This window comes from Bradyrhizobium sp. USDA 4474, assembly GCF_054057515.1.
Window position 1 is genome coordinate 3468741 of the sequence record NZ_JBSRZJ010000002.1, and the last position, 24270, is coordinate 3493010.

23 protein-coding genes and 1 tRNA gene are annotated in these 24270 nt (G+C 64.7%); 11 read left to right on the forward strand and 13 right to left on the reverse strand.

Translation table 11 applies throughout. The annotated features are described in order from the left end of the window. The first annotated feature begins 21 nt into the window (after positions 1-21). Both ACVW16_RS18315 and ACVW16_RS18320 read left to right on the forward strand, forming a co-directional pair. Positions 22-1152, forward strand: a complete 1131-nt coding sequence (locus ACVW16_RS18315; protein ID WP_456736771.1) for a DUF5938 domain-containing protein — start codon at positions 22-24, stop codon at positions 1150-1152. Between the two features lie 58 nt (positions 1153-1210). After that, positions 1211-2749: an AMP-binding protein gene (locus ACVW16_RS18320; RefSeq protein WP_456736770.1), complete on the forward strand. Its 1539-nt coding sequence runs from the start codon at positions 1211-1213 to the stop codon at positions 2747-2749. Here the strand turns inward: ACVW16_RS18320 and ACVW16_RS18325 are convergent. The 11 genes from ACVW16_RS18325 to ACVW16_RS18375 all read right to left on the reverse strand — a co-directional run bounded on the left by ACVW16_RS18325 (position 2746) and on the right by ACVW16_RS18375 (position 14733). Then, positions 2746-3666, reverse strand: coding sequence for an FAD binding domain-containing protein (locus tag ACVW16_RS18325; RefSeq protein ID WP_456736769.1), 921 nt, complete (start codon positions 3664-3666; stop codon positions 2746-2748). The genes ACVW16_RS18320 and ACVW16_RS18325 overlap by 4 nt on opposite strands. Continuing rightward, positions 3663-6350 (reverse strand): molybdopterin-dependent oxidoreductase, encoded by a 2688-nt coding sequence (locus tag ACVW16_RS18330; protein WP_456736768.1) that lies wholly within the window; start codon positions 6348-6350, stop codon positions 3663-3665. The genes ACVW16_RS18325 and ACVW16_RS18330 overlap by 4 nt, the downstream gene beginning before the upstream one ends. Then, complete coding sequence (locus ACVW16_RS18335; RefSeq protein ID WP_456736767.1) at positions 6347-7000, reverse strand: TetR/AcrR family transcriptional regulator; 654 nt, start codon at positions 6998-7000, stop codon at positions 6347-6349. Before ACVW16_RS18335 ends, ACVW16_RS18330 begins: the two co-directional genes overlap by 4 nt. A 294-nt stretch (positions 7001-7294) precedes the next feature. Continuing rightward, entirely contained in the window at positions 7295-7567 is a 273-nt protein-coding gene (locus ACVW16_RS18340; RefSeq protein WP_456700563.1) for a BQ00720 family protein, read from the reverse strand. A gap of 51 nt (positions 7568-7618) precedes the next feature. Then, a complete protein-coding gene (locus ACVW16_RS18345) occupies positions 7619-8044 on the reverse strand; it encodes an Hsp20 family protein (RefSeq protein ID WP_456700564.1) in 426 nt (141 codons plus the stop codon). 244 nt (positions 8045-8288) lie between these two features. Beyond that, positions 8289-9371 carry a sn-glycerol-3-phosphate import ATP-binding protein UgpC gene (locus ACVW16_RS18350; protein ID WP_456700565.1) on the reverse strand — a complete coding sequence of 361 codons (1083 nt, stop codon included), beginning with the start codon at positions 9369-9371 and terminating at the stop codon, positions 8289-8291. A gap of 108 nt (positions 9372-9479) precedes the next feature. Continuing rightward, entirely contained in the window at positions 9480-10328 is an 849-nt protein-coding gene (gene ugpE / locus ACVW16_RS18355) for a sn-glycerol-3-phosphate ABC transporter permease UgpE (protein WP_456700566.1), read from the reverse strand. After that, the gene (gene ugpA / locus ACVW16_RS18360) at positions 10328-11209 is read right to left on the reverse strand and encodes a sn-glycerol-3-phosphate ABC transporter permease UgpA (protein ID WP_456700567.1); all 882 of its coding nucleotides are present in this window, start codon (positions 11207-11209) and stop codon (positions 10328-10330) included. Before ugpA ends, ugpE begins: the two co-directional genes overlap by 1 nt. A 48-nt stretch (positions 11210-11257) precedes the next feature. Continuing rightward, positions 11258-12574: a sn-glycerol-3-phosphate ABC transporter substrate-binding protein UgpB gene (gene ugpB / locus ACVW16_RS18365; RefSeq protein ID WP_456802383.1), complete on the reverse strand. Its 1317-nt coding sequence runs from the start codon at positions 12572-12574 to the stop codon at positions 11258-11260. A 344-nt stretch (positions 12575-12918) separates the two neighbouring features. Next, positions 12919-14121: a CaiB/BaiF CoA transferase family protein gene (locus ACVW16_RS18370; protein ID WP_456700569.1), complete on the reverse strand. Its 1203-nt coding sequence runs from the start codon at positions 14119-14121 to the stop codon at positions 12919-12921. A gap of 186 nt (positions 14122-14307) precedes the next feature. Then, positions 14308-14733, reverse strand: a complete 426-nt coding sequence (locus ACVW16_RS18375) for an organic hydroperoxide resistance protein (RefSeq protein WP_027531600.1) — start codon at positions 14731-14733, stop codon at positions 14308-14310. Between the two features lie 157 nt (positions 14734-14890). On the opposite strand from ACVW16_RS18375, the gene ACVW16_RS18380 reads away from it, so the two are divergent. Continuing rightward, a complete protein-coding gene (locus ACVW16_RS18380; protein ID WP_456736765.1) occupies positions 14891-15349 on the forward strand; it encodes a MarR family winged helix-turn-helix transcriptional regulator in 459 nt (152 codons plus the stop codon). Positions 15350-15449: 100 nt separating this feature from the next. Here the strand turns inward: ACVW16_RS18380 and ACVW16_RS18385 are convergent. Together ACVW16_RS18385 and ACVW16_RS18390 are read right to left on the reverse strand one after the other, a co-directional pair. Next, positions 15450-15525 (reverse strand) — tRNA-Ala (locus ACVW16_RS18385). Positions 15526-15624: 99 nt separating this feature from the next. After that, positions 15625-16032: a TIGR02300 family protein gene (locus ACVW16_RS18390; protein ID WP_456700571.1), complete on the reverse strand. Its 408-nt coding sequence runs from the start codon at positions 16030-16032 to the stop codon at positions 15625-15627. 161 nt (positions 16033-16193) lie between these two features. Between ACVW16_RS18390 and aroA the strand changes: the two genes are divergently transcribed. From aroA to trpB, 8 genes are all read left to right on the forward strand, one after another. Further along, positions 16194-17531 (forward strand): 3-phosphoshikimate 1-carboxyvinyltransferase, encoded by a 1338-nt coding sequence (gene aroA / locus ACVW16_RS18395; protein WP_456736764.1) that lies wholly within the window; start codon positions 16194-16196, stop codon positions 17529-17531. Continuing rightward, positions 17528-18166, forward strand: a complete 639-nt coding sequence (cmk, locus tag ACVW16_RS18400) for a (d)CMP kinase (protein WP_456736763.1) — start codon at positions 17528-17530, stop codon at positions 18164-18166. The genes aroA and cmk overlap by 4 nt, the downstream gene beginning before the upstream one ends. Positions 18167-18432: 266 nt before the next feature. Next, the gene (gene rpsA, locus ACVW16_RS18405; RefSeq protein ID WP_456700574.1) at positions 18433-20139 is read left to right on the forward strand and encodes a 30S ribosomal protein S1; all 1707 of its coding nucleotides are present in this window, start codon (positions 18433-18435) and stop codon (positions 20137-20139) included. Between the two features lie 184 nt (positions 20140-20323). Continuing rightward, positions 20324-21304 (forward strand): signal peptide peptidase SppA, encoded by a 981-nt coding sequence (gene sppA, locus ACVW16_RS18410; protein ID WP_456736762.1) that lies wholly within the window; start codon positions 20324-20326, stop codon positions 21302-21304. A gap of 181 nt (positions 21305-21485) precedes the next feature. Next, a complete protein-coding gene (locus ACVW16_RS18415; RefSeq protein ID WP_007598410.1) occupies positions 21486-21791 on the forward strand; it encodes an integration host factor subunit beta in 306 nt (101 codons plus the stop codon). Between the two features lie 71 nt (positions 21792-21862). Continuing rightward, entirely contained in the window at positions 21863-22255 is a 393-nt protein-coding gene (locus tag ACVW16_RS18420; protein WP_456700575.1) for a lipopolysaccharide assembly protein LapA domain-containing protein, read from the forward strand. Positions 22256-22320: 65 nt separating this feature from the next. Next, on the forward strand, positions 22321-22980 hold the full coding sequence (locus ACVW16_RS18425; protein ID WP_456700576.1) for a phosphoribosylanthranilate isomerase: 660 nt from the start codon (positions 22321-22323) through the stop codon (positions 22978-22980). Beyond that, a complete protein-coding gene (gene trpB, locus ACVW16_RS18430; RefSeq protein WP_456736761.1) occupies positions 22977-24194 on the forward strand; it encodes a tryptophan synthase subunit beta in 1218 nt (405 codons plus the stop codon). The genes ACVW16_RS18425 and trpB overlap by 4 nt, the downstream gene beginning before the upstream one ends. The last annotated feature ends 76 nt before the right edge of the window (positions 24195-24270 follow it).

The window sequence follows — 24270 nt, forward strand, 5'->3', positions numbered from 1 at the left end:
CGAGAATTTCGGAGGAACACAATGAGTGCGAAGAAGCCCGTCATCGTCTATGGCGCTTCCGGCTACACCGGCCGTCTCGTCTGCGAATACTTGCGCGAGTACAACATCCCCTTCGTCGCCGCCGGCCGCAGCGCCGAGAAGCTCAACGCTGCAATGAAGGCGAATGTGGCCGGCATCGAGACCGCCGACTACGAGGTGGTGGAAGTGCCGCATACCGTAGGCGCGCTGACGGAATTGTTCAACGGCGCCTCGGTGGTGCTCAACACGGTCGGCCCCTTCGCCAGGTTCGGCGGCGAGGTGGTGCAAGCCTGCTGGGCTTCCCGATGCCACTACACCGACACGACAGGCGAGCAGGACTGGCTGATCACGCTCGAACAGGAGTGGGGCACGAAGTTCGCCAATGCCGGCCTGCTGCTGGCGCCCGGCATCGCGCAGATGTACACCACCGGCGAAATCGCAGCCCAGCTGTGCCTGGAGACGCCAGGCCTCGATACGCTCGATATCGCCGTGTTCTGGGGCGGCAGCCCGACCATCGCCTCGACGCAGACCATCCTGGTCAATGCGGCGATGGCCAAGGCCTACTACCTTGAGCAAAACAAATACGTCGAGCATCAGCCTGATGCCGGCCTCACCAACCTCGTCATCCCCGGCCAGCACGAACTGGCGCTGGCACTCCCCTGGGGCGGCACCTCGCACCCGGTGTGGTTCAAGCGTGATCCCCGCGTGGCCAACGTCAAGGTGTTGGGCGGCGTGTTCAACCGCGCGCTGATGCTGGGGGTGCCACAGATCGTCGCCGCCGCGCTGGAGGCGACCAAGGACATGAAACCCGACGATCGCTACGCCGCGCTGGCGCAGACCGCTGCGGGCGTCATGAACACCATGCCGCCGCGCGAGAACCCGCGCGTCAACAAGTCGTTGGATTCGGTGCATGCCTCCGGCCCGCTCGGCCGTGCGCACTGTGTCATCAACGGCAACAGCAACTACAAGCAAACCGGCATGCTGCAGGCCTATGCCGCCGCGCATCTGCTGCAGCAACCGCCGAGGCGCGTCGGCTTCGCCTCCGCCTGTCAGGCATTCGGCCACCACGAGCTGCTCGGGCAATTGCGCAGTTTCGGGCTGGTCAGCAAGCCTGTCCTGACTGTGCACGATTAGCCAAATCGCGGGTGGCGCGGTTCTCTGCGTCACCCGCTTCCGTCTGCAGGATTCGACCATGCGCTTCATCGATTACCTCGATAAAGGTGCCTCGCTGGGCCCCGACGCGCCGTGCCTCACCATGGACGGACGCGATCTCAGCTATCGCGACGTGCAACGCTTGAGCTACCGCGTCGCGCGCGGACTTGCAGCATCGGGCCTCGCGGCGGGCGAGAAGGTTGCGATCCTCGCTGGCAACGACCCGCTGGCCTTCGCCTGCGTGTTCGGCATTTCGCGCGCCGGTGCGGTCTGGTGCCCGATCAATCCGCGCAACGAGGCGGCCGAGAACAAATTCATACTCGATCAATTCGACTGCTCCGCACTGCTGTTTCATTCGAGCTTCGCTCCGATGGTCGAGGCGGTCCGGTCCGACCTGCCGAAGCTGCGCGTGCTCGTCTGCCTCGATGCCGAGCTGCCGTTTGCATCTTCCTGCGACACCTGGCTCCGCAACGTTTCGGACGACGACTACCAGCGGGCGCCGGTCGACGACCTCGCGATGATCCCGGGCACCGGCGGAACCACCGGCAAGCCCAAGGGCGTCATGCTGTCGGGCCGTAACATCGAGGCCATGACGGCCCTGACGCTGATCGGCTACCCCTTCAAGGGCCGCCCGGTCTACCTCGCATTGGCGCCGCTGACGCACGCCGCCGGCGTGCTGTGCTTCCCGATCATGACGCTCGGCGGCCGCATCGTGATCATGCATCACCCCGACATCGCCGAATTCCTCGCTCTGATCGAGCGCCATGGCGTCACCCACACCTTCCTGCCGCCGACCGTGATCTACATGCTGCTCGATCATCCCGGACTCGATTCCGCCAACCTCGAATCGCTGCAATGCTTCTGGTACGGCGCGGCGCCGATCTCGGCCACGCGGCTTGCGGAGGCGCTTCGACGCATCGGGCCGATGGCGCAGTTGTTCGGTCAGACCGAAGCCCCGATGATGATTTCGATGATGGCGCCCGACGAGCATTACAATCCAGACGGCACGATCGCGACGGACCGACTGGCGTCGGCCGGGCGGATCAGCCCGCTGGTGCAGGCCGGCATCATGGATGGCGAGGGTCATCTGCTGCCATCTGGCACACGCGGCGAGATCGTGGTGCGCGGGTCGCTGGTGATGGAGGGCTATTACAGGAACCCGCAAGCGACCGCCGAAGCATCTGCGCACGGATGGCACCATACCGGCGACGTCGGCTACATCGACGGTGACGGCTACCTCTACATCGTCGACCGCGCCAAGGACATGATCATCACCGGCGGGTTCAACGTCTATTCGATCGAGGTTGAAAACGCATTGCGCGCGCACGAGGCGGTGCAGGATTGCGCCGTGATCGGCCTGCCGGACGAGAAATGGGGCGAGCGGATCGTCGCGGTGGTGCAGCCCCGCGCCGGCCAGAGCGTCGATGCGACGGCACTGGCGGCCTTCGTCAAGCAGCAGATCGGCAGCGTCAAGACACCGAAGCAGATCGAGATCTGGGACGATCTGCCGCGCTCCAAGGTCGGCAAGGTGCTGAAGCCGGACATTCGTGCGCGGATGGCGGGTCGCGCGACCAGCTAATCCAAAAGCCGCTCCAGCACGTCGCGCAGCAGCCCTTGCAGAAGATCGAGCTTGTAGCCCGTCATCGGCAATGGTTTGGCCGCCGAGGTCGCCGCTGTCGCCGCTTCCGCGATCGATGCCGCATTGGCGATCTTGCCGTGAAGCGCGACTTCCGCGGCGGTGAGCCGAAGCGGCACGGGCGCAACACCACCGGCAGCGAGCCGCACGAGCCGGAAGCTGCCGTCGGCGATCACGACGCGGGCGCAGAGTTCCACCAGCGGCCATTCCGCAGAGGTCCGGCTGATCGCGCGCCTGTAGGAAGCGCGCTCGCCCTGAACCGGAGCCGCAAGCGCAATGCTCTTGATCATCTCGCCCGCTGCGAGTGCATGATCGGCGTGCGAGACCGAGCCATCGCCGAGCAGGCCTGCAATGGTCAATCCGCTGCGCCGGTCCGTCACGATGGTCGCATCATAGGCGAGCAGAGCCGCCGCCATGGTGGAGGGATGCGGCGCGACACAAGGCCCGAGATCGAAGGCGACGCCGTAGAGATGATTGCCAGACCGGGCAGGGCAGGTGCTACCGCTTTTCTTCAAGCAATCGATGTCGGCCCGGCGGAAATACCAGCAGCGCGAACGCTGCGCGAGGTTGCCGCCGAGCGTTGCAACTTGGCGCACCTGTGGCGTGGCGAGGCCTCGCGCGCTCGCCGCAATGCCGGGATAGCCGGCGGCGATGCGCGCGTCCGACGCGATCGTGGCGATGGTGGCAAGCGCGCCGATCTGGGCTGATCCGCCGGCGTCCCAGGTAATCGCCCTGGAGCCGCTGGCCGAGATATCGATCAGCATGCCCTGCGACACGCCGCTGCGGCGGCGTTCGCTGAAGTCGGTGCCTCCGGCGCGGAATTCAGGCGTGGGCTCGGCGCTCGTGACGGCGACACTCATGCTGCATCCCTCCCTTTCAGCGCGGCCAGCAGGCGATCGGGCCGGAACGGAATTTCGGTCAGTCTCACGCCGATCGCATCGCGGATGGCGTTGGCGATCGCGGGCGAGGTCGGCACGGTGGCGACTTCGCCGATGCCGACGCTGCCGCCCGGCACGTGCTCGAAACCGGCCTCGTCGAAATGCACCTCCAGTTTCGGCATGTCGCCGATGCCCGGAATGCGGTAATCCTCCATGCTGCTGCTCAGGATGTGGCCGCTCGAAGGATCGGTCTCCCGCGCCTCATAGAGTGCGTAGCCGATGCCCTGGATCACGGCGCCTGCGGCCTGGCTTCGCGCCAGCATGGGCGCGGCGAGCTTGCCGATCGCGAGGCCCGTATAGGCGTTGAGCACGCGCACATGGCCGAGCCAGGTATCGACCTCGACCTCCATTACCTGCACCGAGCTCGGCACGCCGGCGCCGACCACCATGTGGTTCATCAGGCGCAGCACCCAACCGAACACCCGGCCCAAGATGCCCACCTCGTGCAGAGCGGGCCTGACGCCGGGCGGCGGCTTGCCGTCCTCCTGGCGTCTCGCCGACACCGCGATGTCAGGAGACGCCGCGATCATCTCGCGCCACGGCGCGTTCGAGCCCGGAGCAGGTGTGCGCGAGGCGGTGCGCTTGATTTCCGCTTTCAGCCTGTCGATCGCGAGCAGGGTCGGCGGCACCACCGAGGCGGTGACGCGGCTGCCGCCGGACCCCGGCCCTCGCGGCAGGTTCGAGCGGCCGATGCGAACGTCCACATCCTGCGGCTCGAGATCGAACGCCTTCGCGACGGTGTTCGCGATCACGCTGCGCGTGCCCGTGCCGATATCCTGGACCGCGCAGCTTGCGACGATGCGGCCGCCCTTGACCGCGAGCTCGACCGAGGAGCCGGTCTGCCAGAGATAGAGCCAGTAGCCGGTGGCGACGCCGACGCCGCGCCGGTAGCGGCCTTCTTGCGAGCCGGCCGGCTTGCGGTTCTTCCAGACGTCGAGGCCGGCGGCCCAGTCGTACAGTCGCTGGCGGTTGGGGTCGGTATCCCAACGCTTGCGCAACTGGATCGGATCGACCTTCATGCGCAGCGCCGCCTCGTCGACCGCCTGCTCCAGCGCAAACGACATCGGCGGACCCCCGGGGCCGCGGAACGGCGCGCCCGGCGGCAGGTTGCTGAGCACGTCGAAGTCGACGAGCTCTTTTGCCTGGGCTGGATAGATCAGCCGGGCCAGGCCGGCGATCATCGAGTTCACGGCGGCTCCGGTATCGGCATGGGCGGTGAGCGACAGCGCCTTGAGGCGGCCTTCCGCCGAAGGCAGCAAGGACAGCTTCAGCTCGGCGGCCGGACGATAGCCTGTAACGGAAAGCTCCTCTTCACGATCGAAGGCGACACGCACCGGCGCCTTCGCGGCGCGCGCAAGCTCGATCGCGGCGATGGTCTCCAGCCCAACGCTGCCCTTGGAGCCGAACCCGCCGCCGACATGATCGGCGATCACACGCACCTTGTCGTGCGGCAGGCCATAGCGCTTGGCGATCTTCTCCATGCTCTCGTGAATGGCCTGGGTCGAGATGTGCACGGTGAGTTGATCGCCATCGAACCTGGCCACGGCGGCATGGGGTTCGAGGCTGGCGTGCTGTTGCGTCGAGACGCGGAAGGTTTCCTCGACCAGCAGCGGATTGCGTTGCGCCCGCGCCTCGTCAAGCCAGTGCCTGGCCTGCCTGGCTTTCTGCGAGAACGGCGCCGAAGGCCCGCGGACATTGCCCTTCCACGACACCGGAGCGCCGCCGGCGCCCTCGGAGACGTTGCCGGCACGCTTGCGGTCCTGCTTTTCGAACACCACGGGCGCATCGTCGCGTCGCGCTGCCTCGAGCCCGATCACCGCCGGTAATGGCTCGGGCCTGAAGGTGATCGCGGCGATTGCCTTCAGTGCGGTGCGGCGATCCCTGGCCGCGACGGCTGCGATCGGCGCGCCGACGAACCGGATCATGTTGTCATCGTCGAGCAGCGGAACGACCGCGGCAACACCGGGAATAGTGCGCGCCGGCGCCAGATCGAGCCCGGTGATCCTCGCATGCGCGACGTGCGCGCGCAGGATGACGCCTTCGAGCTGGCCGTCATGGTGGATGTCGACGGTGTAGCGGGCCAGCCCCGTCACCTTGTCGCGGGCTTCGAGCCGCGGCGCGACCGGATCGTTGCCGTCGAAGCGGCCCGCGCATGCTTCGGCGACGGCGCGATAGATGCCTTCATAGGCGCCGCAACGGCAGAGATGTCCCGAGAGCGCGGCGGCGATTTCCTCGCGCGAGGGCGTCGCCGTGCCCTTGGCCGCGCGCCAGCTGTCGTGGAAGGCGGTGGCTTCGACGACAAAGCCCGGCGTGCAGAAGCCGCATTGCAGGGCGTCGTGCGCCATGAACGCCTTCTGCACCGGATGCAATCCGGTTGCTCCGACCCCCTCGATGGTCGTCAGCGATTTGCCGGCGGCCGCCTGCGCCGGCAACAGGCAGCTCACGACCGGCATGCCGTCGAGCAGCACGGTGCAGGCGCCGCAGACGCCGGAGCCGCACACGAGCTTGGTGCCGGTGAGGCCGCCGTCGCGGATCACGTCGATCAACAGCGCCTCCGGATCGTCGGGCAGCACCAGGGGCGTTCCATTGACGGTCGTGGTGGTCATTTCCGAACTCCCGTTTTGCGTGGGGACTTCTTCGCAGGCAGCGCCATCGCGCCGGCGATCAGCATGCGCAGCATGGTCTCGAGCTGTTTCAGGAACGCGTCGACCGGCTGCATGGCAGGGAAAGCGGATTTGGTGCCGTGGATCGCCATCTCGACGCAGCGCGCGAGCTCGCGCACCGTGATGCCGCTTTCGAGCGCGAGCTTTCGCTTGCGGCACACCCGCGCGATCGTGGTTGCGATCTCGTCGGCGAAACGGCTGGCGTAGCTCTGGTAGAGGTCGCGCGCCTGCGCGAGGTGCTCGGAAAACAGCTCCTCGATGTGGGGCGAGTCCTTGAGGGAGGCGAGCAGCGACTGCATCCGCGCGCCGATCTCGGCGACCAGGATGTCGGCAAGCTCGAGGCCGGCTTCTTCCGCCGCCTTTGCTGCCGCGATTTCCGCAGCGAGTCCCTGCTCGTAGAGGCGCTCGAGCACGGCGCGAAACAGCGCCTCCTTGGAGGCGAAGTGATGATAGAGCGCCTGCCGCGTCAGTCCGGCTTCCTCCGCCGCCTGCTCGATCGAGGAACGGCGGAAACCGTGGCGCCGGAACACGCGCATGGCGGCGTCGAGGATACGGTCCTGGGGAGGGGTCTTGGGAGGAGCCTTGGCCTGCATTTTGTCAGATTTGACGAACGTGAATGAAATGTCAAATCACGGACCGATGACGGTCTCGTGCGCGCATGAGCCGAGGCCGCCCCGAATCGAAGCGGTGCTCCCCGCGTTCCGCTGGCCGGTTGCGTGCGGCTCGGGATTGGGCGAGACGAGGACGAGATGGCTGGCATCGCCTTCGTCAGCCAGGGCGGGGCCCATCAGCAAAGGTGCGGAACATCATCTCTCAAATGAAGACGGGCACGCCTTCGGTGGAAGGCGTGCCCGCTTGAAACTCTCTTCGTGCGACGCTTGTAGCGCTCAGTGCACGCTGACGGCTTGCAGCTCGTTGCTCCAGGCGTTGGCGATGGCGGCTTCGCGGCTGTCGGTCAGCATGATCGGCGTGCCGTCGGCGGCATGGAGTGCGAACAGCTTGAGGCCGGGCGCGATCTTCGGGGCTTCGGGGAACAGGCCGGGCACATCCTCGGAGCGGATCTGCTTCACATAGGCGATGTGGCCTTCGCCGAGGTTCGCCAGCGTCTCGGGCGAGGCGTTCCTGGCTTCATATTCGAACACAACTTGACCTTCACTCATGGTCTCGACTCCTTCAGGAAAACTAAGCGGTCGAGTCCGCTACTCGTTCCATTATTCGTGCTCATTGATAGCGATTGTCTTAACGATCCTCTCCGGTTCAGGCCGGGCCAGGTCGACCGACAACAACCCGTTCTTCAGATCCGCACCCAGCACCAGCATCCCCTCCGCCAGCACGAAGGTGCGCTGGAAGTGGCGCGCGGCGATGCCGCGATGGATGTATTGCCGGGTCTTGTCGTCCTGCTGCCGCCCGCGAATCACGAGCTGGTTTTCCTCAATGGTTACATCGAGTTGGTCGCGGGTGAATCCGGCGACCGCCAGCGTGATGCGCAACCGCTCGGGCTGGCCGTCCGATCGCTCACACCTCTCGATATTGTAGGGAGGGTAACCGTCGGCGCCCTTGACGACGCGATCGAGCACGCGCTCGATTTCGTCGAAGCCCAGAAGGAACGGACTGGAAAGCGTTGGAACACGAGACATAGTTTACAAAGTCCTCTCGAAGCGACTTTGGTGTGTCGGGGCCCGCGGTGGCGCCCCTTGGTCAGCAATATGGGCATATCGCGGTGGGGGTTCAAGCAGCTAGCCCAGGGCTGTGGATTCACTTCTTGCGGGTCGCGTTGCCATGGTGAATTTTCCGGGCAATTTTTCCCAATGAAAACAGAGCCCGCTTTCCTGTGCATGGGGTTGTTTTCGCGGCCTGGGCTGCAGGACCTTTCGGAACCGGTCAGGCCTCGATCCGCTTCCGCCCGTCGCCGCTGAACAAATGCAGCTTGGAGCGGACTGCGGCGACACGGATCTTCTGGCCGATGGCGGGCGCCTCGGTTCCGGGAATGCGGACGATGATGTCACCGGGCGGCAGTTCGCCCGGAGTGGCGGCGACGCGCTGCGCGTCCTGCGCGCGTGAGCCGTAAACGAAGGTCTCGGCGCCGACACGCTCGATCGCTTCCACCGCCAGCGGCAGCGCAACGCCGCCTGATGGTGTCTGGTCGGTGATGACGAAGTCTTCGGGACGGATGCCGAGAATGCCGGCGTCCCCCGCATTGCCGAGCTGCGACTTGATCTCGTCCGCTCGCGCCGACATCAGATTCATCGGCGGCGCGCCGATGAACGAGGCGACGAAGGTCGTGGCCGGCTTCTCGTAGATCGCGAGGGGATTGCCGACCTGCTCGACCTGGCCGCCATTCATCACGACGAGAACGTCGGCGAGCGTCATCGCCTCGAGCTGGTCATGGGTGACGTAGATCGACGTCGTGTTGAGCCGGCGCTGCAATTTGCGGATCTCGACGCGCATCGCGATGCGCAGCTTGGCGTCGAGGTTCGACAGCGGCTCGTCGAACAGGAACACTTTGGGCTGACGCACGATGGCGCGGCCCATGGCGACGCGCTGGCGCTGGCCGCCGGAGAGCTGGCGCGGCTTGCGGTCCAGCATCGGTGCGAGCTCGAGCACGCGCGCGGCTTCCTCGACGCGAGCCTTGACCTCGGCCTCCTTCATGCCGCGGTTGCGCAGGCCGTAAGCCATGTTGTTGAACACGCTCATGTGCGGATAGAGCGCGTAGTTCTGGAACACCATCGCGATGTCGCGGTCGGCGGGCTCGACCTGGTTGACGATACGGCCACCGATGTCGATCTCGCCGCCGGTGATGGTCTCGAGCCCCGCGACCATGCGGAGCAGCGTCGACTTGCCGCAGCCGGAGGGACCGACCAGCACGCAGAACTGGCCGTCGCCGACCTCGACGTTGACGCCTTTGATCGCCTCGAAGCCGCCGGTGTAGGTCTTGCGGACGTTGCGCAGGGTGACGTTAGCCATGGGTTTTTCCAGCGAATAGCGAATGGGGAGTGGCGAACAGGGAAGTTGCGTATGCGAGAGCGCTCAAAGGGCTTTCCATTCGCCATTCGCTACTCACCACTCGCCTCCTCACTTTTCCGTCTCGACCAGACCGCGCACGAACAATTTCTGCATGGCGACGACGACGAACACCGGCGGCAGCATGGCCAGCACGGCGGTCGCCATCACGATCGGCCATTCGGTCAGCGCATCGGTGGTGGTGATCATCTTGCGAATGCCGACCTGAATGGTCTGCATGTCGTCGCGCGTGGTGATCAGCAGCGGCCAGAGATATTGGTTCCAGCCGAGGATGAAGAGGATCACGAACAGTGCCGCCATGTTGGTGCGCGACAGCGGCAGCAGCGTATCCCAGAAGAAGCGCAGCGGTCCGGCGCCGTCGATGCGCGAGGCCTCCAGCAATTCATCCGGCACGGTCATGAAGAACTGGCGAAACAGCAGCGTCGCCGTCGCCGACGCGATCAGCGGCAGCGCGAGGCCCGCATAGCTGTCGAGCATGTGCAGGTCCGCGACGATCTTGTAGGTCGGATAGATACGCACCTCGACCGGCAGCATCAGCGTGATGAATATAATCCAGAAGATCGCCATCCGGAACGGGAAGCGGAAATAGACGATCGCATAGGCCGAGATGATCGAGATCGCGATCTTGCCGACCGCGATCAGGAGCGCCATGATCAGCGAGTTCAGCATCATGTTGGCCACGGGCTCGCGGGTCGAGCCGCTCGTGCCGACGAAGATGGTTTGGTAGTACACCTCGAAGAAATGGCCGCCGGGCAGCAGCGACATCTGCCCGTTGGCGATCAGCGCGTTGTCCTGGGTCGAGGCGACGATCGCGATGTACACGGGGAATGCGACGATCGCGATCCCGATCCAGAGGATGACGTGAGCGACGTAGCGTCGAAAGCCCTCCTGCTCGACCATCAGTAGGTCACCTTGCGTTCGACGAAGCGGAACTGGATTCCCGTGAGCACGATGACCAGGATCATCAGGATCACCGATTGGGCCGCCGAGCTGCCGAGATTTCCGCCGAGCAGGCCGTCGGAGTAGACCTTGTAGACCAGCGTCACCGTCGACGTGCCGGGGCCGCCGCGGGTCATGGTGTCGATGATGCCGAAGGTGTCGAAGAAGGCGTAGACGATGTTGACGACGAGCAGGAAGAAGATGGTTGGCGACAGCAGCGGAAATGTCACGGTCCAGAACCGCCGCATCGGGCGCGCACCGTCGATTGCGGCGGCCTCGAACACGCTCTTCGGGATGGCCTGCAGCCCGGCGAGGAAGAACAGGAAATTATAGGAGATCTGCTTCCAGGCCGCGGCGACGATGATTAGCGCCGCAGCCTGATTGCCGTCGAGGAGCGGATTCCAGTCAATCCCGGCGGCGCGCAGATAACGCGAGATCACGCCGAGCGAGGGATGCAGCATGAAGATCCAGAGCACGCCGACGACCGGCGGCGCCACCGCGTAGGGCCAGATGAGCAGCGTGCGGTAGAGCATCACACCGCGCAGCGGCTTGTCCGCCATGACGGCGAGCAGCAGCGCAAACGACAGCGACGACACCGCGATCGCGAACGAGAAGAAGAAGGTCCGGACGATGGACTCGAAATAGGCGGGGTCCTTGAACAGCTCGATGTAATTATCGAACCAGACGAAGCTCGTTGATAGACCGAAGGCATCCTGCAGCAGGAAGGACTGCATTACCGCTTGCAGCGCCGGCCAATAGAAGAAAATCAGGACGACGGCGAGTTGCGGGGCAACCAGCACGTAGGGCAATAGCTTTGATTTGAAAATGGCTTGCTTTTGCATGATCTGAGCCGAGTGGCAGGCCGGCGTCCCGGCCCGCCACTCATCGCCTCACTTGACGGCGGTCTTTTCGAACTGGCGCAGCATCGTGTTGCCGCGCTCGACGGCGGCGTCCAGCGCCTGCTTGGCGGTCTTCTTGCCGGCGAGCGCCTGCTCGATCTCTTCCGCCCAGACATCGCGAAGCTGCACCATGTTGCCGAGCCGCAGGCCGCGGGAGTTCTCGGTCGGCTCCTTGTTGGTCAGCTCGAGCAGCGGCGTCTCGAGATAGGGCTGGTCCTTGTAGAAACCTTCGGCCTTGGCCTTCTCATAGGCCGCCTTGGTGATCGGGAGATAGCCCGAGGCCTTGTGTATCCAGACCTGGCGATCGGTGTCCGACAGGAAGGTCAGGAATTTCGCCACGCCCTTGTATTCGTCGGCCGATTTGCCGCCCATGATCCAGAGCGAAGCGCCGCCGATGATGGAGTTCTGCGGTGCGTCCTTGACGTCGAGATAATAGGGCATCGGCGCGGCCGTGAAGTTGAACTTGGCCTGCGCCTTGATGTTGGCGAACAAGGACGAGGAGCTCAGGAAGATCGGGCACTCGCCGGAGGTGAAGCGGCCTTCGCCGGTGTTGGTGCGCCCGGCATAGTCATAGGTCTTGTCCTTCTGCAGCTCGATCAGTTTCTCCAGATGCCTGATCTGGACCGGCCCGTTGAACTTCAGCACGGTGTCGAAGCCGTCAAGGCCATTGGCCTTGCTGGCGAGCGGCACGTTGTGCCAGGCCGACAGCTGCTCGAGATTGACCCAGGTGACCCACGCGTTCGAGAACCCGCAGGTCGGATGGCCGTTGTCGTGCAGCTTCTTGGCCGCCTCGAAGGTCTCAGGCCAGGTCTTCGGGATCTCGACATTGGCCTTCTTGAGTTCGTCCAGGTTGACCCACATGACTGTCGACGACGAGTTGAAGGGGAATGACAGCATCTCGCCCTTCGAGGTCGAGTAGTAGCCGGTGATCGCCGGCAGGTAGATCTTGGGATCGAATTTCTCGCCGGCGTCGGCCATCAGCTTGTAGACCGGCTTCACTGCACCGGTCGCAGCCATCATGGTCGCGGTGCCGACTTCGAACACCTGCATGATGTGCGGGGCGTTGCCCGCGCGGAATGCCGCGATGCCGGCGTTCATCGTATCAGGGTAGCTGCCCTTGTACGTCGGGATGACCTTGTAGTCGCTCTGCGATGCATTGAAGTCATTGGCGAGCTTGACGATGACGTCGTTGTTCGCGCCGGTCATGGCGTGCCACCACTGGATTTCAGTGACGGCAAGCGCCGGCGAGACGCCCATGCCAACCGTGACTGCAAATGCGGCAGCCGCTCCAAAATGTCGAAGAGCCATCTAGAAAACCTCCCTCAGGCGTCAAAAACAAGCGCTTGCGCTAGCAGCGCCACATGACGTTCACATGACTGTGTAAGCGGCCGAAACGAAAGCGGCAAGCGCTGCAGAAGGGAAGCCATCAAATAGGCGAAGAGGCGGATGGGCAGCCTCCTCCGTTCGCAGTGCACATGCGTGCATGCGCCGCACTGCGGCATTGGATGACGTGAGTCGAAATCGAGCAGCTCGAAAACCTCTCCCGCTTGCGGGAGAGGTCGGTGCGAAGCGCTGGGTGAGGGCTTTCTCCTCAAGGGAATGTCCCGCTGCGGCGAGACCCTCTCCCGCGCGCGGGAGAGGGAGCGCACCACTCAGCGCTTGCGCTCGGACCCGCAGACCGTGCCCTTCTCGACCATCGCGCCGATCTCTGCCTTTGAGTAGCCGAACTCGGCCAGCACCTCCCGGGCGTGCTCGCTGAATTTCGGCGGCAGGCGGCGCAGGCTCGGCTTGCTGCGATCGAGCCGGATCGGCGAAGCCACGCCCTTGTACCAGTCCTTCTCGATGACATCGCCGCGCGCGATCGTGTGCGGGTTGGTCAACGCCTGGTCGATCCTCTGCACGGGACCCGCGGGCAGGCCGGCCGCGAGCAGGCGATTGCACAGCGGCTCGGCCTCGTGCTGGCTGAACACGGCGGCAAGCTCGGCGCGCAGCGCCTCGCGATTGGCGATGCGGTCCTTGTTGCGGGCGAAGCGCGGATCGGTGCCGAGCTCCACCTTGCCGATCTCCTTACAGAGCTTGCGGAACGTGCCGTCATTGCCGACGCCGATGAAGATGTCGTCGGTCTTGGTCGGGAAGATCGCGTAAGGCACGAGGTTGGGATGCTCGTTGCCCGTGAGCGAGGGCGGCTTGCCATGCATGAAATAATTCGCGGTGTGCGGATGCATGATGGCAAGGCCCGTTTCGTACAGCGTCGTCTCCAGGAACTGGCCTTTGCCCGAGCGCTGCCGCTCCGACAGCGCCATCAGGATGCCGATTGCGGCATAGAGCCCGGTGGTGATGTCGACCAAGGGCACGCCGATCCGCATCGGGCCGCTCTCTTGCGAGCCGGTGGCGGCGATCATGCCGGTCATGGCCTGGATGATGGCATCATAGCCGGGATTGCCGCCGCGCGGGCCGTCGGCGCCGAAGCCGCAGATCCGGCAATGCACGAGGCGCGGGAATTTCTGGCTGAGCACATCGTTGCCGATGCCCCATTTCTCCAGCGTGCCCGGCTTGAAATTCTCGATCAGGACGTCGGCCGTCTCCAGCATCCTGAGCAGCACGACGCGGCCACCTTCGGAGGCGAGGTCGAGGCCGATCGAGCGCTTGTTTCTGTTAATGCCGACGAAATAAGCGGCGTCCTCCTCGTGGAAGGGAGGGCCCCAGTCGCGCACCTCGTCGCCTGCGGGCGGCTCGACCTTGATGACGTCGGCGCCATGGTCGGCGAGGATCTGGGTGCAGTAGGGGCCGCCGAGCACGCGCGTGAGATCGACGACGCGCAGTCCGCTCATTGCGCCCAAAACGGCTTCAGTCATGCCTTCACATCCCCTGTGTCGATGTTGGCCACAGGCCTAGCGAGGTTCGTGCGCCCCAGCAATGCCTCGCTGCGGAGGGGGATATGCACGCGCGCGCCGCATCCCGCGGCACGGCAAAAACGGGCGGAAGCGGCCGGCCCAAGGGACCTCGCGCGGGGATCCCGGGCCAGCCATTCCACCGTCGGATCAGACGACCGTCAGGCGGACGTCGACATTGCCGCGCGTCGCGTTGGAATACGGGCACACCTGATGCGCCTTCTCGACCAGCGCCTCGGCGTCCGCGCGGGACAGGCCCGGCAGCGAGACGGCCAGATCGATGTCCAGGCCGAAGCCGCCGGCCGAGCGCGGGCCGATGCCGACGGTCGAGGTCACGGAGGCGTCGGCGGGAACCTTCGGGCCACCCTGCGACGACACAAACTTCATCGCGCCGATGAAGCAGGCGGCATAGCCGGCCGCAAACAGCTGCTCGGGATTGTTGCCGGCGCCGCCGCCACCGCCGAGTTCCTTCGGCGTGGTGAGCTTGACGTCGAGTGCGCCATCGAGGGTCGCGGCATGGCCGTCGCGGCCGCCGGTGGCTTTTGCGCTGGTCTTGTAGAGCACGTTCACGGACATTTTCGTCTTCCTTGGGATGTTCGGGTTGGCGTGCGATGTATATTGCAAACAATTAGATAGTGCGCAATCTATATTCGCATGCCTCACATTTAATTGTTTGCAATTGAATGTCCGCCGGCCCGGCCCCACAATGCGGGTCAGTCTCGCGAGATTCTGCATGGCCCGGAAATCATCGACCCTCGATCCGCAACGCCTCGACAACCAGATCTGCTTCGCGGTCTATTCGGCCGCGCATGCCTTCAATCGCGTCTACAAGCCGCTGCTCGACCGCCTCGGACTGACCTATCCGCAATATCTGGTGATGCTGGTGCTGTGGGAGCGCGATGACGTCCCGCTCAAGGACATCGGTGAAAAGCTGTTTCTGGATTCCGGCACGCTGACGCCGCTCTTGAAGCGGCTGGAAGCAGCCCATCTGGTCAAGCGAACGCGAAGCAGCGAGGACGAGCGTCAGGTGCTCATCGCGCTGACTCCGCAAGGCCATGCGCTGAAAGACAAGGCGCGCAGCGTGCCGCAGTCGATCCTGGCGGCGTCGGATTGCTCGGTGTCGGAACTGGTCGCGATGAAGGACGAGATCGTGGCCTTAAGGGACCGGTTGAATGCGGTGATTGGGGAGTAGGGGGCTAGCAGAGCCGCAAGGAAAATAGAAGCTGAAACAGCCCGTCTTCGCCCTTCAGGCTCCTCGTGGCTGCGCCACGCGTAACCCGAAGGGCGAAGCGTGGTGGAGCCAGGCGGGATCGAACCGCCGACCTCTTGCATGCCATGCAAGCGCTCTCCCAGCTGAGCTATGGCCCCTTTAGTCCAGATGGGACGATCCTGGGGGGATCCGTCCCGGCCGTCGAGCCGTCCAAGCGACTCGCGCGGTGCACCCTTTTTCACAGATCAGGGCTGATCTCAAGTCTCTTCATCACCTCCGACGTCACCAATGATGTCGGTCACGTCCTCATCGCCCTCTTCTTCGTCGGCAATGAAGGTCGAATCATCGTCATCGTCGTCGTCGAGCGTATCGTCGACCTCGATATCGTCCTCGGATTCGGGGACGACAGCCTTCACCTTGCCGGTGTTCTCCTCGGCATCGGCCTCCTCGAGCGAGACCTCTTCGACCTCGGCCGGCTCCGGCGTGGCGTCCGCGGCGGCTGCGTGGCGGGCCTCGGCGCCGCGTCCGGCGCGGGCGGGCGCAAGGGGCGCGATCGGCACCACCTCGCCGGTATAGGGCGAGATCACCGGATTCTTGTTCAGGTCGTAGAACTTCTTGCCCGTGGTCGGGCAAATACGTTTGGTTCCGAGTTCGGACTTGGCCACGGCAGAGGAATCCTGGGAATGTCTGAAAAGCGGTGCTTCACTTGGCTAGTTGGCGGCCCGCTGTCAATAGCGCATTACGAGAGAAAGACATGCTCGTGACGGCGGGGAGGGCATGTGGTACCTGCCCGCAGCCGCTATCAGGCGTATCCAAGGACACAATCTTGACCCATTCCGACAAGCTGGCGCCGCTCAAATCGCGCTCAAGCGGTCCCCTGACCGGAAAAGTACGGGTGCCTGGGGACAAGTCGATCTCCCACCGTGCCCTGATCCTGGGCGCGCTCGCGGTCGGCGAGACCCGGATTACCGGCCTGCTCGAGGGCGAGGACGTCCTCAACACCGCCAAATCCATGCAGGCCCTCGGCGCCAAGGTCGAGCGCACCGGCGATTTCGCCTGGAGGGTCCAGGGCGTCGGTGTCGGCGGCTTTGCCCAGCCCAAGGCAGCGCTAGATTTCGGCAATTCGGGCACCGGCTGCCGGTTGGTCATGGGCGCCGTCGCCGGCTGCCCGATCTCGGCCGTGTTCGACGGCGATGCCTCGCTGCGCAGCCGACCGATGCGCCGGATCCTCGATCCGCTCGAGAAGATGGGCGCCAGGGTCGTGTCCGGCGGCGAGGGCGGCCGGCTGCCGCTGACCGTGCAGGGCGCGCGCGATCCGTTGCCGATCAGCTACAAGACCCCGGTTGCCTCGGCCCAGATCAAGTCGGCGGTGCTGCTGGCGGGCCTCGCCGCGCCGGGCACCACGACCGTGATCGAGAGCGAGGCCAGCCGCGACCACACCGAACTGATGCTGAAACATTTTGGCGCTGACATCACCTCGGTCCGGGAAGGCCAGCACGGGCGGCGCATCACGCTGGCGGGTCAGCCCGAACTGCATGGCGCCACCGTCATCGTGCCGGCTGATCCCTCATCTGCGGCATTTCCCATCGTCGCGGCGCTGATCGTCGAAGGCTCAGATGTCGTCCTCTCAGACGTCATGACCAATCCGTTGCGGACCGGCCTTTTCACGACGCTGCGTGAAATGGGCGCCTCCATCGAGGAAAGCGAAGTGCGTGGCGACGCCGGCGAGCCGATGGCGCGCTTGCGCGTGCGCGCCTCGAAGCTGCGCGGCGTCGACGTGCCGCCGGAGCGCGCGCCGTCGATGATCGACGAATATCTGGTGCTGGCCGTTGCGGCGTCCTTTGCCGAAGGCACGACCATCATGCGCGGCCTGCAGGAGCTGCGCGTCAAGGAATCCGACCGTCTCGAAGCCACCGCCGACATGCTTCGCGTCAATGGTGTGAAGGTGACGATCTCCGGCGACGATCTGATCGTCGAAGGCCGCGGCCATGTGCCTGGTGGCGGCACCGTCGCCACGCATATGGACCATCGCATCGCGATGTCCGCGCTGGTGATGGGCTGCGCCTCCGACCGGCCGGTGACGGTCGACGACACCGCCTTCATCGCCACCAGCTTCCCGGATTTCATTCCGATGATGCGTTCGCTTGGGGCCGAGTTCTCATGATCATCGCCATCGACGGACCCGCGGCCTCGGGCAAGGGCACGCTCGGCAAGCGCCTGGCCCATCATTACGGCTATCGTCATCTCGATACCGGCGTCATCTATCGCGCCGTCGCGTACGAATTGATGCAGTCCGGCCAGGATCTCCGGGACGAGGCGGCGGCGGTCGCGGCTGCGCTGGAACTCGACCCGGAAAAATTCGGCAATCCCGCGCTGAAGACGCAAGCAGCCGGCGAGGGCGCTTCGATCGTCTCGGCGATCCCACGGGTCCGCGAGGTCCTGCTCAATTTCCAGCGGCAATTCGCCGCCGATCCGCCGGGCGCCGTGCTTGATGGCCGGGACATTGGAACGGTGATCTGTCCCCATGCCGACGTGAAGATCTTCGTCGTGGCCGATCCCAAGGTGCGTGCCCGCCGCCGCACCATGGAGGCCAAGGCGCGGGGTGAGGAGGCGGATGAGGCGGCCGTGCTCGCCGACATCATTCAGCGCGACGAACGGGACAAGAATCGGCCGATAGCGCCTTTGAAGCCGGCCGCGGATGCTTACTTGCTAGATAACTCCCAACTGGATATAGAAGGCGGCGTCCGGGCCGCCATCGACATTATCGAGGCCGTCCGAGCGGGCCGGTTGCGGGGTTAAGCCGCTGCCGTCATTGGAGGAAGTGCCCGCTCCCGCTCTTTAAGGTCGATACTCTCGGTCCCTGTTTTGGGGCCGACGCGATCCAGGTTCCGGACGACAGATTTCAACGTATCGAACGTGCGGGCCCAGCCGGCCCGCTTCCGCTGTTTCGGTCGCAAGATCGAGCAGCGAGCGGTCGCTCGAAGGTCTTGCGGACCTTCCGACACTGCGCGCGCGATACGCCCATGAACCCAACGGCCGGCAAGACATCCGCAACTGGAGAACAAATGGCTTCGACTTCCGCTGATACCTATAGCCCGTCGCGTGACGATTTCGCCGCGATGCTCGACGAGTCCTTCGCAGGTGGCAACCTGCAGGAGAGCTCCGTCGTCAAGGGCAAGGTGGTTGCAATTGAAAAGGACATGGCCGTCATCGACGTCGGCCTGAAGACCGAAGGCCGCGTTGCGCTGCGCGAATTTTCCGGCCCCGGCCGTGACAGCGAGATCAAGGTTGGCGACGAGGTCGAAGTGTTCCTCGACCGCATCGAAAACGCGCTCGGCGAAGCCGTGCTGTCGCGCGACAAGGCGCGCCGCGAAGAGAGCTGGGGCAAGCTGGAGAAGGCCTTCCAGAACAACGAGAAGGTCACGGGCGTCATCTTCAACCAGGTCAAGGGCGGCTTCACGGTCGACCTCGACGGTGCCGTGGCCTTCCTGCCGCGTTCGCAGGTCGACATCCGTCCGATCCGCGACGTTGCGCCGCTGATGAACAACGCGCAGCCGTTCCAGATCCTCAAGATGGACCGTCGCCGCGGCAACATCGTCGTTTCCCGCCGTACGGTTCTCGAAGAGACCCGCGCCGAGCAGCGTCAGGAGCTGGTGCAGAATCTGGAAGAGGGTCAGGTCATCGACGGCGTGGTCAAGAACATCACCGATTACGGTGCGTTCGTTGATCTCGGCGGCATCGACGGCCTGCTGCACGTCACCGACATCGCGTGGCGCCGCGTCAACCACCCGACCGAGGTGCTCTCGATCGGCCAGACCGTGAAGGTCAAGATCATCAAGATCAACCACGAGACGCACCGCATCTCGCTGGGCATGAAGCAGCTGCTGGACGATCCGTGGCAGGGCATCGAAGCCAAGTACCCGCTGGGTGCCCGCTTCACCGGCCGTGTCACCAACATCACCGACTACGGTGCGTTCGTTGAGCTCGAGCCGGGCATCGAAGGCCTGATCCACGTCTCCGAGATGTCGTGGACCAAGAAGAACATGCACCCCGGCAAGATCGTGTCGACCTCGCAGGAAGTCGACGTGCAGGTGCTGGAAGTCGATTCCGTCAAGCGCCGCATCTCGCTCGGCCTCAAGCAGACCATGCGCAACCCGTGGGAGGTCTTCGTCGAAGGGCACCCGACCGGTTCGGTGGTCGAGGGCGAAGTCAAGAACAAGACCGAGTTCGGTCTGTTCCTGGGCCTCGAGGGCGACGTCGACGGCATGGTCCACCTCTCCGACCTCGACTGGAAGCTTCCGGGCGAGCAGGTGATCGACAACTACAAGAAGGGCGACATGGTGAAGGCCGTGGTGCTCGATGTGGACGTCGAGAAGGAGCGTATCTCGCTCGGCATCAAGCAGCTCGAAGGCGACCCCTTCGCCGAGCCGGGCGATGTCAAGAAGGGCGCGGTCGTGACCTGCGAAGTGCTCGAGGTGAAGGAAAGCGGTATCGAGGTGAAGATCGCCGGTACCGATTTCACCACCTTCGTCAAGCGCTCGGAGCTCGCGCGTGACCGCAACGACCAGCGCGCCGAACGCTTTGCCGTCGGCGAGAAGGTCGATGCCCGCGTGATCCAGTTCGACAAGAAGGCCCGCAAGGTCCAGGTGTCGATCAAGGCGCTCGAAGTCGCCGAAGAGAAGGAAGCCATCGCGCAGTACGGCTCCTCCGATTCCGGAGCTACGCTCGGCGATATCCTGGGCACCGCGCTCAAGAACCGCGACAACAAGTAAGCGAAACGCACGTTTTGCCGACATCAAAGCCCCGGCCTGCGCCGGGGCTTTTTTGTTGCGGCTCGCAAGGGGCTGCGCGGGGCCTTGTTTTCTTCAAATTGCGCCGCAATTGGTGTATCCAGACGAGCGTTGGTCACGTCGTGACGGCACGACCCAAGCGGTCCCTTCACCTGGAGATATCTCGATGTCGCTCGATTCGGACATCATCGTCGATCGCCGCAGGATTCGCCGCAAGCTGACGTTCTGGCGCGTCGTGGCCGCGCTGATCGCGATCGCTGCGGTCGCGGCTTTTGCGCTGGTCGCGACGCCAGGTGCGCGCGGTACCTTCGCCTCCGCTGGCGCCATCGCCCGTGTGCAGATCGACGGCCTGATCCGCAGCGATGCCGAACGTACGCGGGCGCTGGAGCGGCTGGAGAATTCGCAGGCCGCGGCCGTCATCGTTCACGTCAATTCGCCTGGCGGCACCACCGCCGGCTCCGAGCAGCTCTACGACTCGCTGACGCGGCTGAAGGCGAAGAAGCCGCTGGTCGTCGTGGTCGAAGGCCTTGCCGCGTCCGGCGGCTACATCACCGCGATCGCGAGCGACCACATCATCGCCCAGCAGAGCTCGCTGGTGGGCTCGATCGGCGTGCTGTTCCAGTTCCCCAATTTCAGCGAGCTGTTGAAGACGATCGGCGTCAAGGTCGAGGAGGTGAAGTCCACGCCGCTGAAGGCCGCGCCCAACGGATATGAGCCGACCAGCCCGGAAGCCCGGGCCGCGCTGGATGCGCTGGTGAAGGATTCCTATGCCTGGTTCAAGGATCTGGTGAAGCAGCGCCGTGGCATGGATGACACGCAGCTCGAAAAAGTGGTCGACGGCCGCGTCTTCACCGGCCGCCAGGCGATCGATCTCAAGCTGATCGATCAGCTCGGCGACGAGAAAACCGCGGTGACCTGGCTCGAGGAACAGAAGGGCGTCAAGAAGGGTCTTTCCGTGCGCGACTACAAGCTCGAGCCGCGCTTTGGCGACCTGCCCTTCATCAAGGCGGCGGCCTCAGTGACGCTGGAAGCGCTTGGATTCAGTGCGATTGCGCATCAGATCGAGCAAACCGGCGTTGCGCAGGCGGTCGATCGCGCCGGGCTGGATGGAATGCTGGCTTTGTGGCAGCCGGCCGCGTCGAACTGACCGAAAAATTTGGAACCGCGCGAGCTCGCGACCTTTTTCCCGTTCAGCGGGTGGCCGTGCAGCCTGCTTTTTCGGCATTTGTCACGCATTTTCACGACGCCGGGCGTTCATTTAGCGACTTGACAGATCAAGGCATTTTCACGGAAATGGTCATCCGCACGCTTCCGGGTCCTATCTCTCGATGATCAAATCCGAACTTGTTCAGCGTATCGCCGAGCACAACCCGCATCTGTACCAGCGGGATGTCGAGAACATTGTGAATGCGATTCTCGAGGAGATCGTAGCGGCACTCGCGCGCGGCGACCGCGTCGAGTTGCGCGGCTTCGGCGCTTTCTCGGTCAAGCACCGCCCCGCGCGCGCCGGCCGCAATCCACGCACCGGCGCCCATGTCCCCGTCGATCAGAAGAGCGTTCCGTTCTTCAAGACCGGCAAGGAAATGCGCGAGCGCCTCAACCGGGACCATCCGGATCCGGGCGCCCCGGACTAACGCTGCCGTCCGGGCTTTACCTGATGGCCGCAAGATGCGGCAGCAAGCTTGATTCAAGACGAGCGCTCGCGATGCGAAAGTTCCTGACCGCGCTGATCGTGATTCCGCTGGCCCTGATCCTGGTGACCTTTGCAGTCGCCAACAGGCATGACGTCACGGTCTCGTTTGATCCCTTCATGGCGGCTGATCCGGCCTTGTCGCGCACCATCCCGTTGTTCCTCCTCCTGATCGTGGTGGCTGCCTTGGGTGTCATCGTCGGCGGCTGTGCCGTCTGGTTCGGCCAGCGGCACTGGCGGCGCGCTGCGCGCCGGCATGAGGCGGATGCCAGGGCTGCCCGGGTCGAACTGGCCGATCTGCGGGCCCAGGCGGCCCCGGCCAAGCCCGAGGCCCAGCGTCTCCCGGTACCCTCCGGGATGGGCCTTTATGGGCCTGTCGGGCGAGACAAGCAGCGCGCGACGTTGTAGAAGCGGCCCCAACCGAAAAGCCCGTTTCCTGGCCGCCATTTGCGGCCTCCATTTGCATTGAGACCATGTCCCTGCTCGTCAAGATCTGCGGCCTGTCCACGTCGGAGACGCTCGAAACGGCGCTCGACGCGGGTGCCGACATGGTGGGGTTCGTGTTCTTTCCGCCGTCGCCTCGGCATGTATCGCTGGAGACGGGGCGTGAGCTCGGCCGCCAGGTGAAGGGACGCGCGCACAAAGTGGCGCTCACCGTCGACGCCGACGATGCCACGCTCGACAACATCATGGACGCGCTGTCGCCCGACATCTTCCAGCTTCACGGGCAGGAGAGCGTGGCGCGGCTGCGCGACATCAAGCAGAGGTTCGGCCGTCCGGTGATGAAGGCCGTGCCGGTCGCATCAGCCTCCGATCTCGCCGTGCTGCCTGGCTACGCCGCACTCGCCGACCGTCTCCTGTTCGACGCGCGCGCGCCGAAAGACGCAACTCGTCCCGGCGGATTGGGCGCCCCCTTCGACTGGCACCTGCTGGAAAATCTCGATCTGAAACTGCCCTACATGGTTTCGGGCGGGCTTCACGCCGACAACGTTGCGGAAGCCGTCCGCGTCACGCGCGCCGGCGGCGTCGACGTGTCCTCCGGCATCGAGAGCGCCCCGGGCGTCAAGGATCCGGAGCTGATCAAGGCCTTCATTCGCGCCGCGCGCGCCACCCAAGAGTTGAGCGTTCGATGAACATCGCCAAACCAAATTCCTACCGCAGCGGCCCCGACGAGCGCGGCCATTTCGGCATCTTCGGCGGACGCTTCGTCGCCGAAACCCTGATGCCGCTGATCCTCGATCTGGAGAAGGCCTACACCGCGGCCAAGGCCGACCCGGCGTTCCAGGCCGAGATGAACGGCTATCTCAAGAACTATGTCGGCCGGCCCTCGCCGCTCTATTTCGCCGAACGCCTGACCGAGCATCTCGGCGGCGCCAAGATTTACCTCAAGCGCGAAGAGCTCAACCACACCGGCTCGCACAAGGTGAACAATGTACTCGGCCAGATCATGCTGGCGCGACGCATGGGCAAGAAGCGCATCATCGCCGAAACAGGCGCCGGCCAGCACGGTGTCGCCACTGCGACGCTGTGCGCGCGCTTCGGTCTCGAATGCGTCGTCTACATGGGCGCCGTCGACGTCGAGCGGCAGCAGCCCAACGTCATCCGCATGGAGATGCTGGGCGCGACGGTGGTCCCGGTGCAGTCGGGCACGCGCACGCTGAAGGACGCGATGAACGAGGCGCTGCGCGACTGGGTCACCAACGTGCACAACACCTTCTATTGCATCGGCACGGTGGCGGGTCCGCATCCCTATCCGACCCTGGTCCGCGACTTCCAGTCGATCATCGGCAACGAGACCAAGACGCAGATGCAGGAGACCGAGGGCCGCCTGCCGGATTCGCTGGTCGCCTGCATCGGCGGCGGCTCGAACGCCATGGGCCTGTTCCACCCGTTCCTCGACGATCCCTCCGTCGAGATCTTCGGCGTCGAAGCCGCGGGCCACGGGCTCACGCAGCTGCATGCAGCCTCGATCGCGGGCGGCCGCCCCGGCGTGCTCCATGGCAACCGCACCTATTTGCTGATGGATGCCGACGGCCAGATCCAGGACGCCCATTCGATCTCGGCCGGCCTCGACTATCCCGGCATCGGCCCCGAGCATTCCTGGCTGCATGAGGTCGGCCGCGTCAATTATCTCTCCGCGACCGATGACGAAGCGCTCGCCGCATTCCAGCTGCTCTCGAAGCTCGAAGGCATCATTCCCGCGCTCGAGCCCGCCCACGCCATTGCCAAGGTGATGGAGCTCGCGCCGAAGCGGCCGAAAGACCACCTGATGGTCGTCAATCTCTCCGGCCGCGGCGACAAGGACGTCCCCCAGGTCGGCGACATCCTGAAGGGCAAGAGCAAGTGAGGAGTGTGTCGCGCCTTCTTCACCTCTCCCCGTCGGGGAGAGGTCGGCTGCGAAGCAGCCGGGTGAGGGGTCTTTC

Excerpts from the sequence above, each read along its gene's own strand:
- ACVW16_RS18340 (WP_456700563.1), bottom strand. The coding sequence starts at position 7,567 with ATGAGTGAAGGTCAAGTTGTGTTCGAATATGAAGCCAGGAACGCCTCG.
- ACVW16_RS18330 (WP_456736768.1), bottom strand. The coding sequence starts at position 6,350 with ATGACCACCACGACCGTCAATGGAACGCCCCTGGTGCTGCCCGACGAT.
- rpsA (WP_456700574.1), top strand. The coding sequence starts at position 18,433 with ATGGCTTCGACTTCCGCTGATACCTATAGCCCGTCGCGTGACGATTTC.
- ACVW16_RS18415 (WP_007598410.1), top strand. The coding sequence starts at position 21,486 with ATGATCAAATCCGAACTTGTTCAGCGTATCGCCGAGCACAACCCGCAT.
- ACVW16_RS18425 (WP_456700576.1), top strand. The coding sequence starts at position 22,321 with ATGTCCCTGCTCGTCAAGATCTGCGGCCTGTCCACGTCGGAGACGCTC.
- ACVW16_RS18335 (WP_456736767.1), bottom strand. The coding sequence starts at position 7,000 with ATGCAGGCCAAGGCTCCTCCCAAGACCCCTCCCCAGGACCGTATCCTC.
- trpB (WP_456736761.1), top strand. The coding sequence starts at position 22,977 with ATGAACATCGCCAAACCAAATTCCTACCGCAGCGGCCCCGACGAGCGC.
- ACVW16_RS18380 (WP_456736765.1), top strand. The coding sequence starts at position 14,891 with ATGGCCCGGAAATCATCGACCCTCGATCCGCAACGCCTCGACAACCAG.
- ACVW16_RS18370 (WP_456700569.1), bottom strand. The coding sequence starts at position 14,121 with ATGACTGAAGCCGTTTTGGGCGCAATGAGCGGACTGCGCGTCGTCGAT.
- ACVW16_RS18350 (WP_456700565.1), bottom strand. The coding sequence starts at position 9,371 with ATGGCTAACGTCACCCTGCGCAACGTCCGCAAGACCTACACCGGCGGC.
- ugpB (WP_456802383.1), bottom strand. The coding sequence starts at position 12,574 with ATGGCTCTTCGACATTTTGGAGCGGCTGCCGCATTTGCAGTCACGGTT.
- ACVW16_RS18315 (WP_456736771.1), top strand. The coding sequence starts at position 22 with ATGAGTGCGAAGAAGCCCGTCATCGTCTATGGCGCTTCCGGCTACACC.
- ACVW16_RS18325 (WP_456736769.1), bottom strand. The coding sequence starts at position 3,666 with ATGAGTGTCGCCGTCACGAGCGCCGAGCCCACGCCTGAATTCCGCGCC.
- ACVW16_RS18375 (WP_027531600.1), bottom strand. The coding sequence starts at position 14,733 with ATGTCCGTGAACGTGCTCTACAAGACCAGCGCAAAAGCCACCGGCGGC.
- sppA (WP_456736762.1), top strand. The coding sequence starts at position 20,324 with ATGTCGCTCGATTCGGACATCATCGTCGATCGCCGCAGGATTCGCCGC.
- ACVW16_RS18345 (WP_456700564.1), bottom strand. The coding sequence starts at position 8,044 with ATGTCTCGTGTTCCAACGCTTTCCAGTCCGTTCCTTCTGGGCTTCGAC.
- cmk (WP_456736763.1), top strand. The coding sequence starts at position 17,528 with ATGATCATCGCCATCGACGGACCCGCGGCCTCGGGCAAGGGCACGCTC.
- ugpA (WP_456700567.1), bottom strand. The coding sequence starts at position 11,209 with ATGCAAAAGCAAGCCATTTTCAAATCAAAGCTATTGCCCTACGTGCTG.
- ugpE (WP_456700566.1), bottom strand. The coding sequence starts at position 10,328 with ATGGTCGAGCAGGAGGGCTTTCGACGCTACGTCGCTCACGTCATCCTC.
- ACVW16_RS18420 (WP_456700575.1), top strand. The coding sequence starts at position 21,863 with ATGCGAAAGTTCCTGACCGCGCTGATCGTGATTCCGCTGGCCCTGATC.
- ACVW16_RS18320 (WP_456736770.1), top strand. The coding sequence starts at position 1,211 with ATGCGCTTCATCGATTACCTCGATAAAGGTGCCTCGCTGGGCCCCGAC.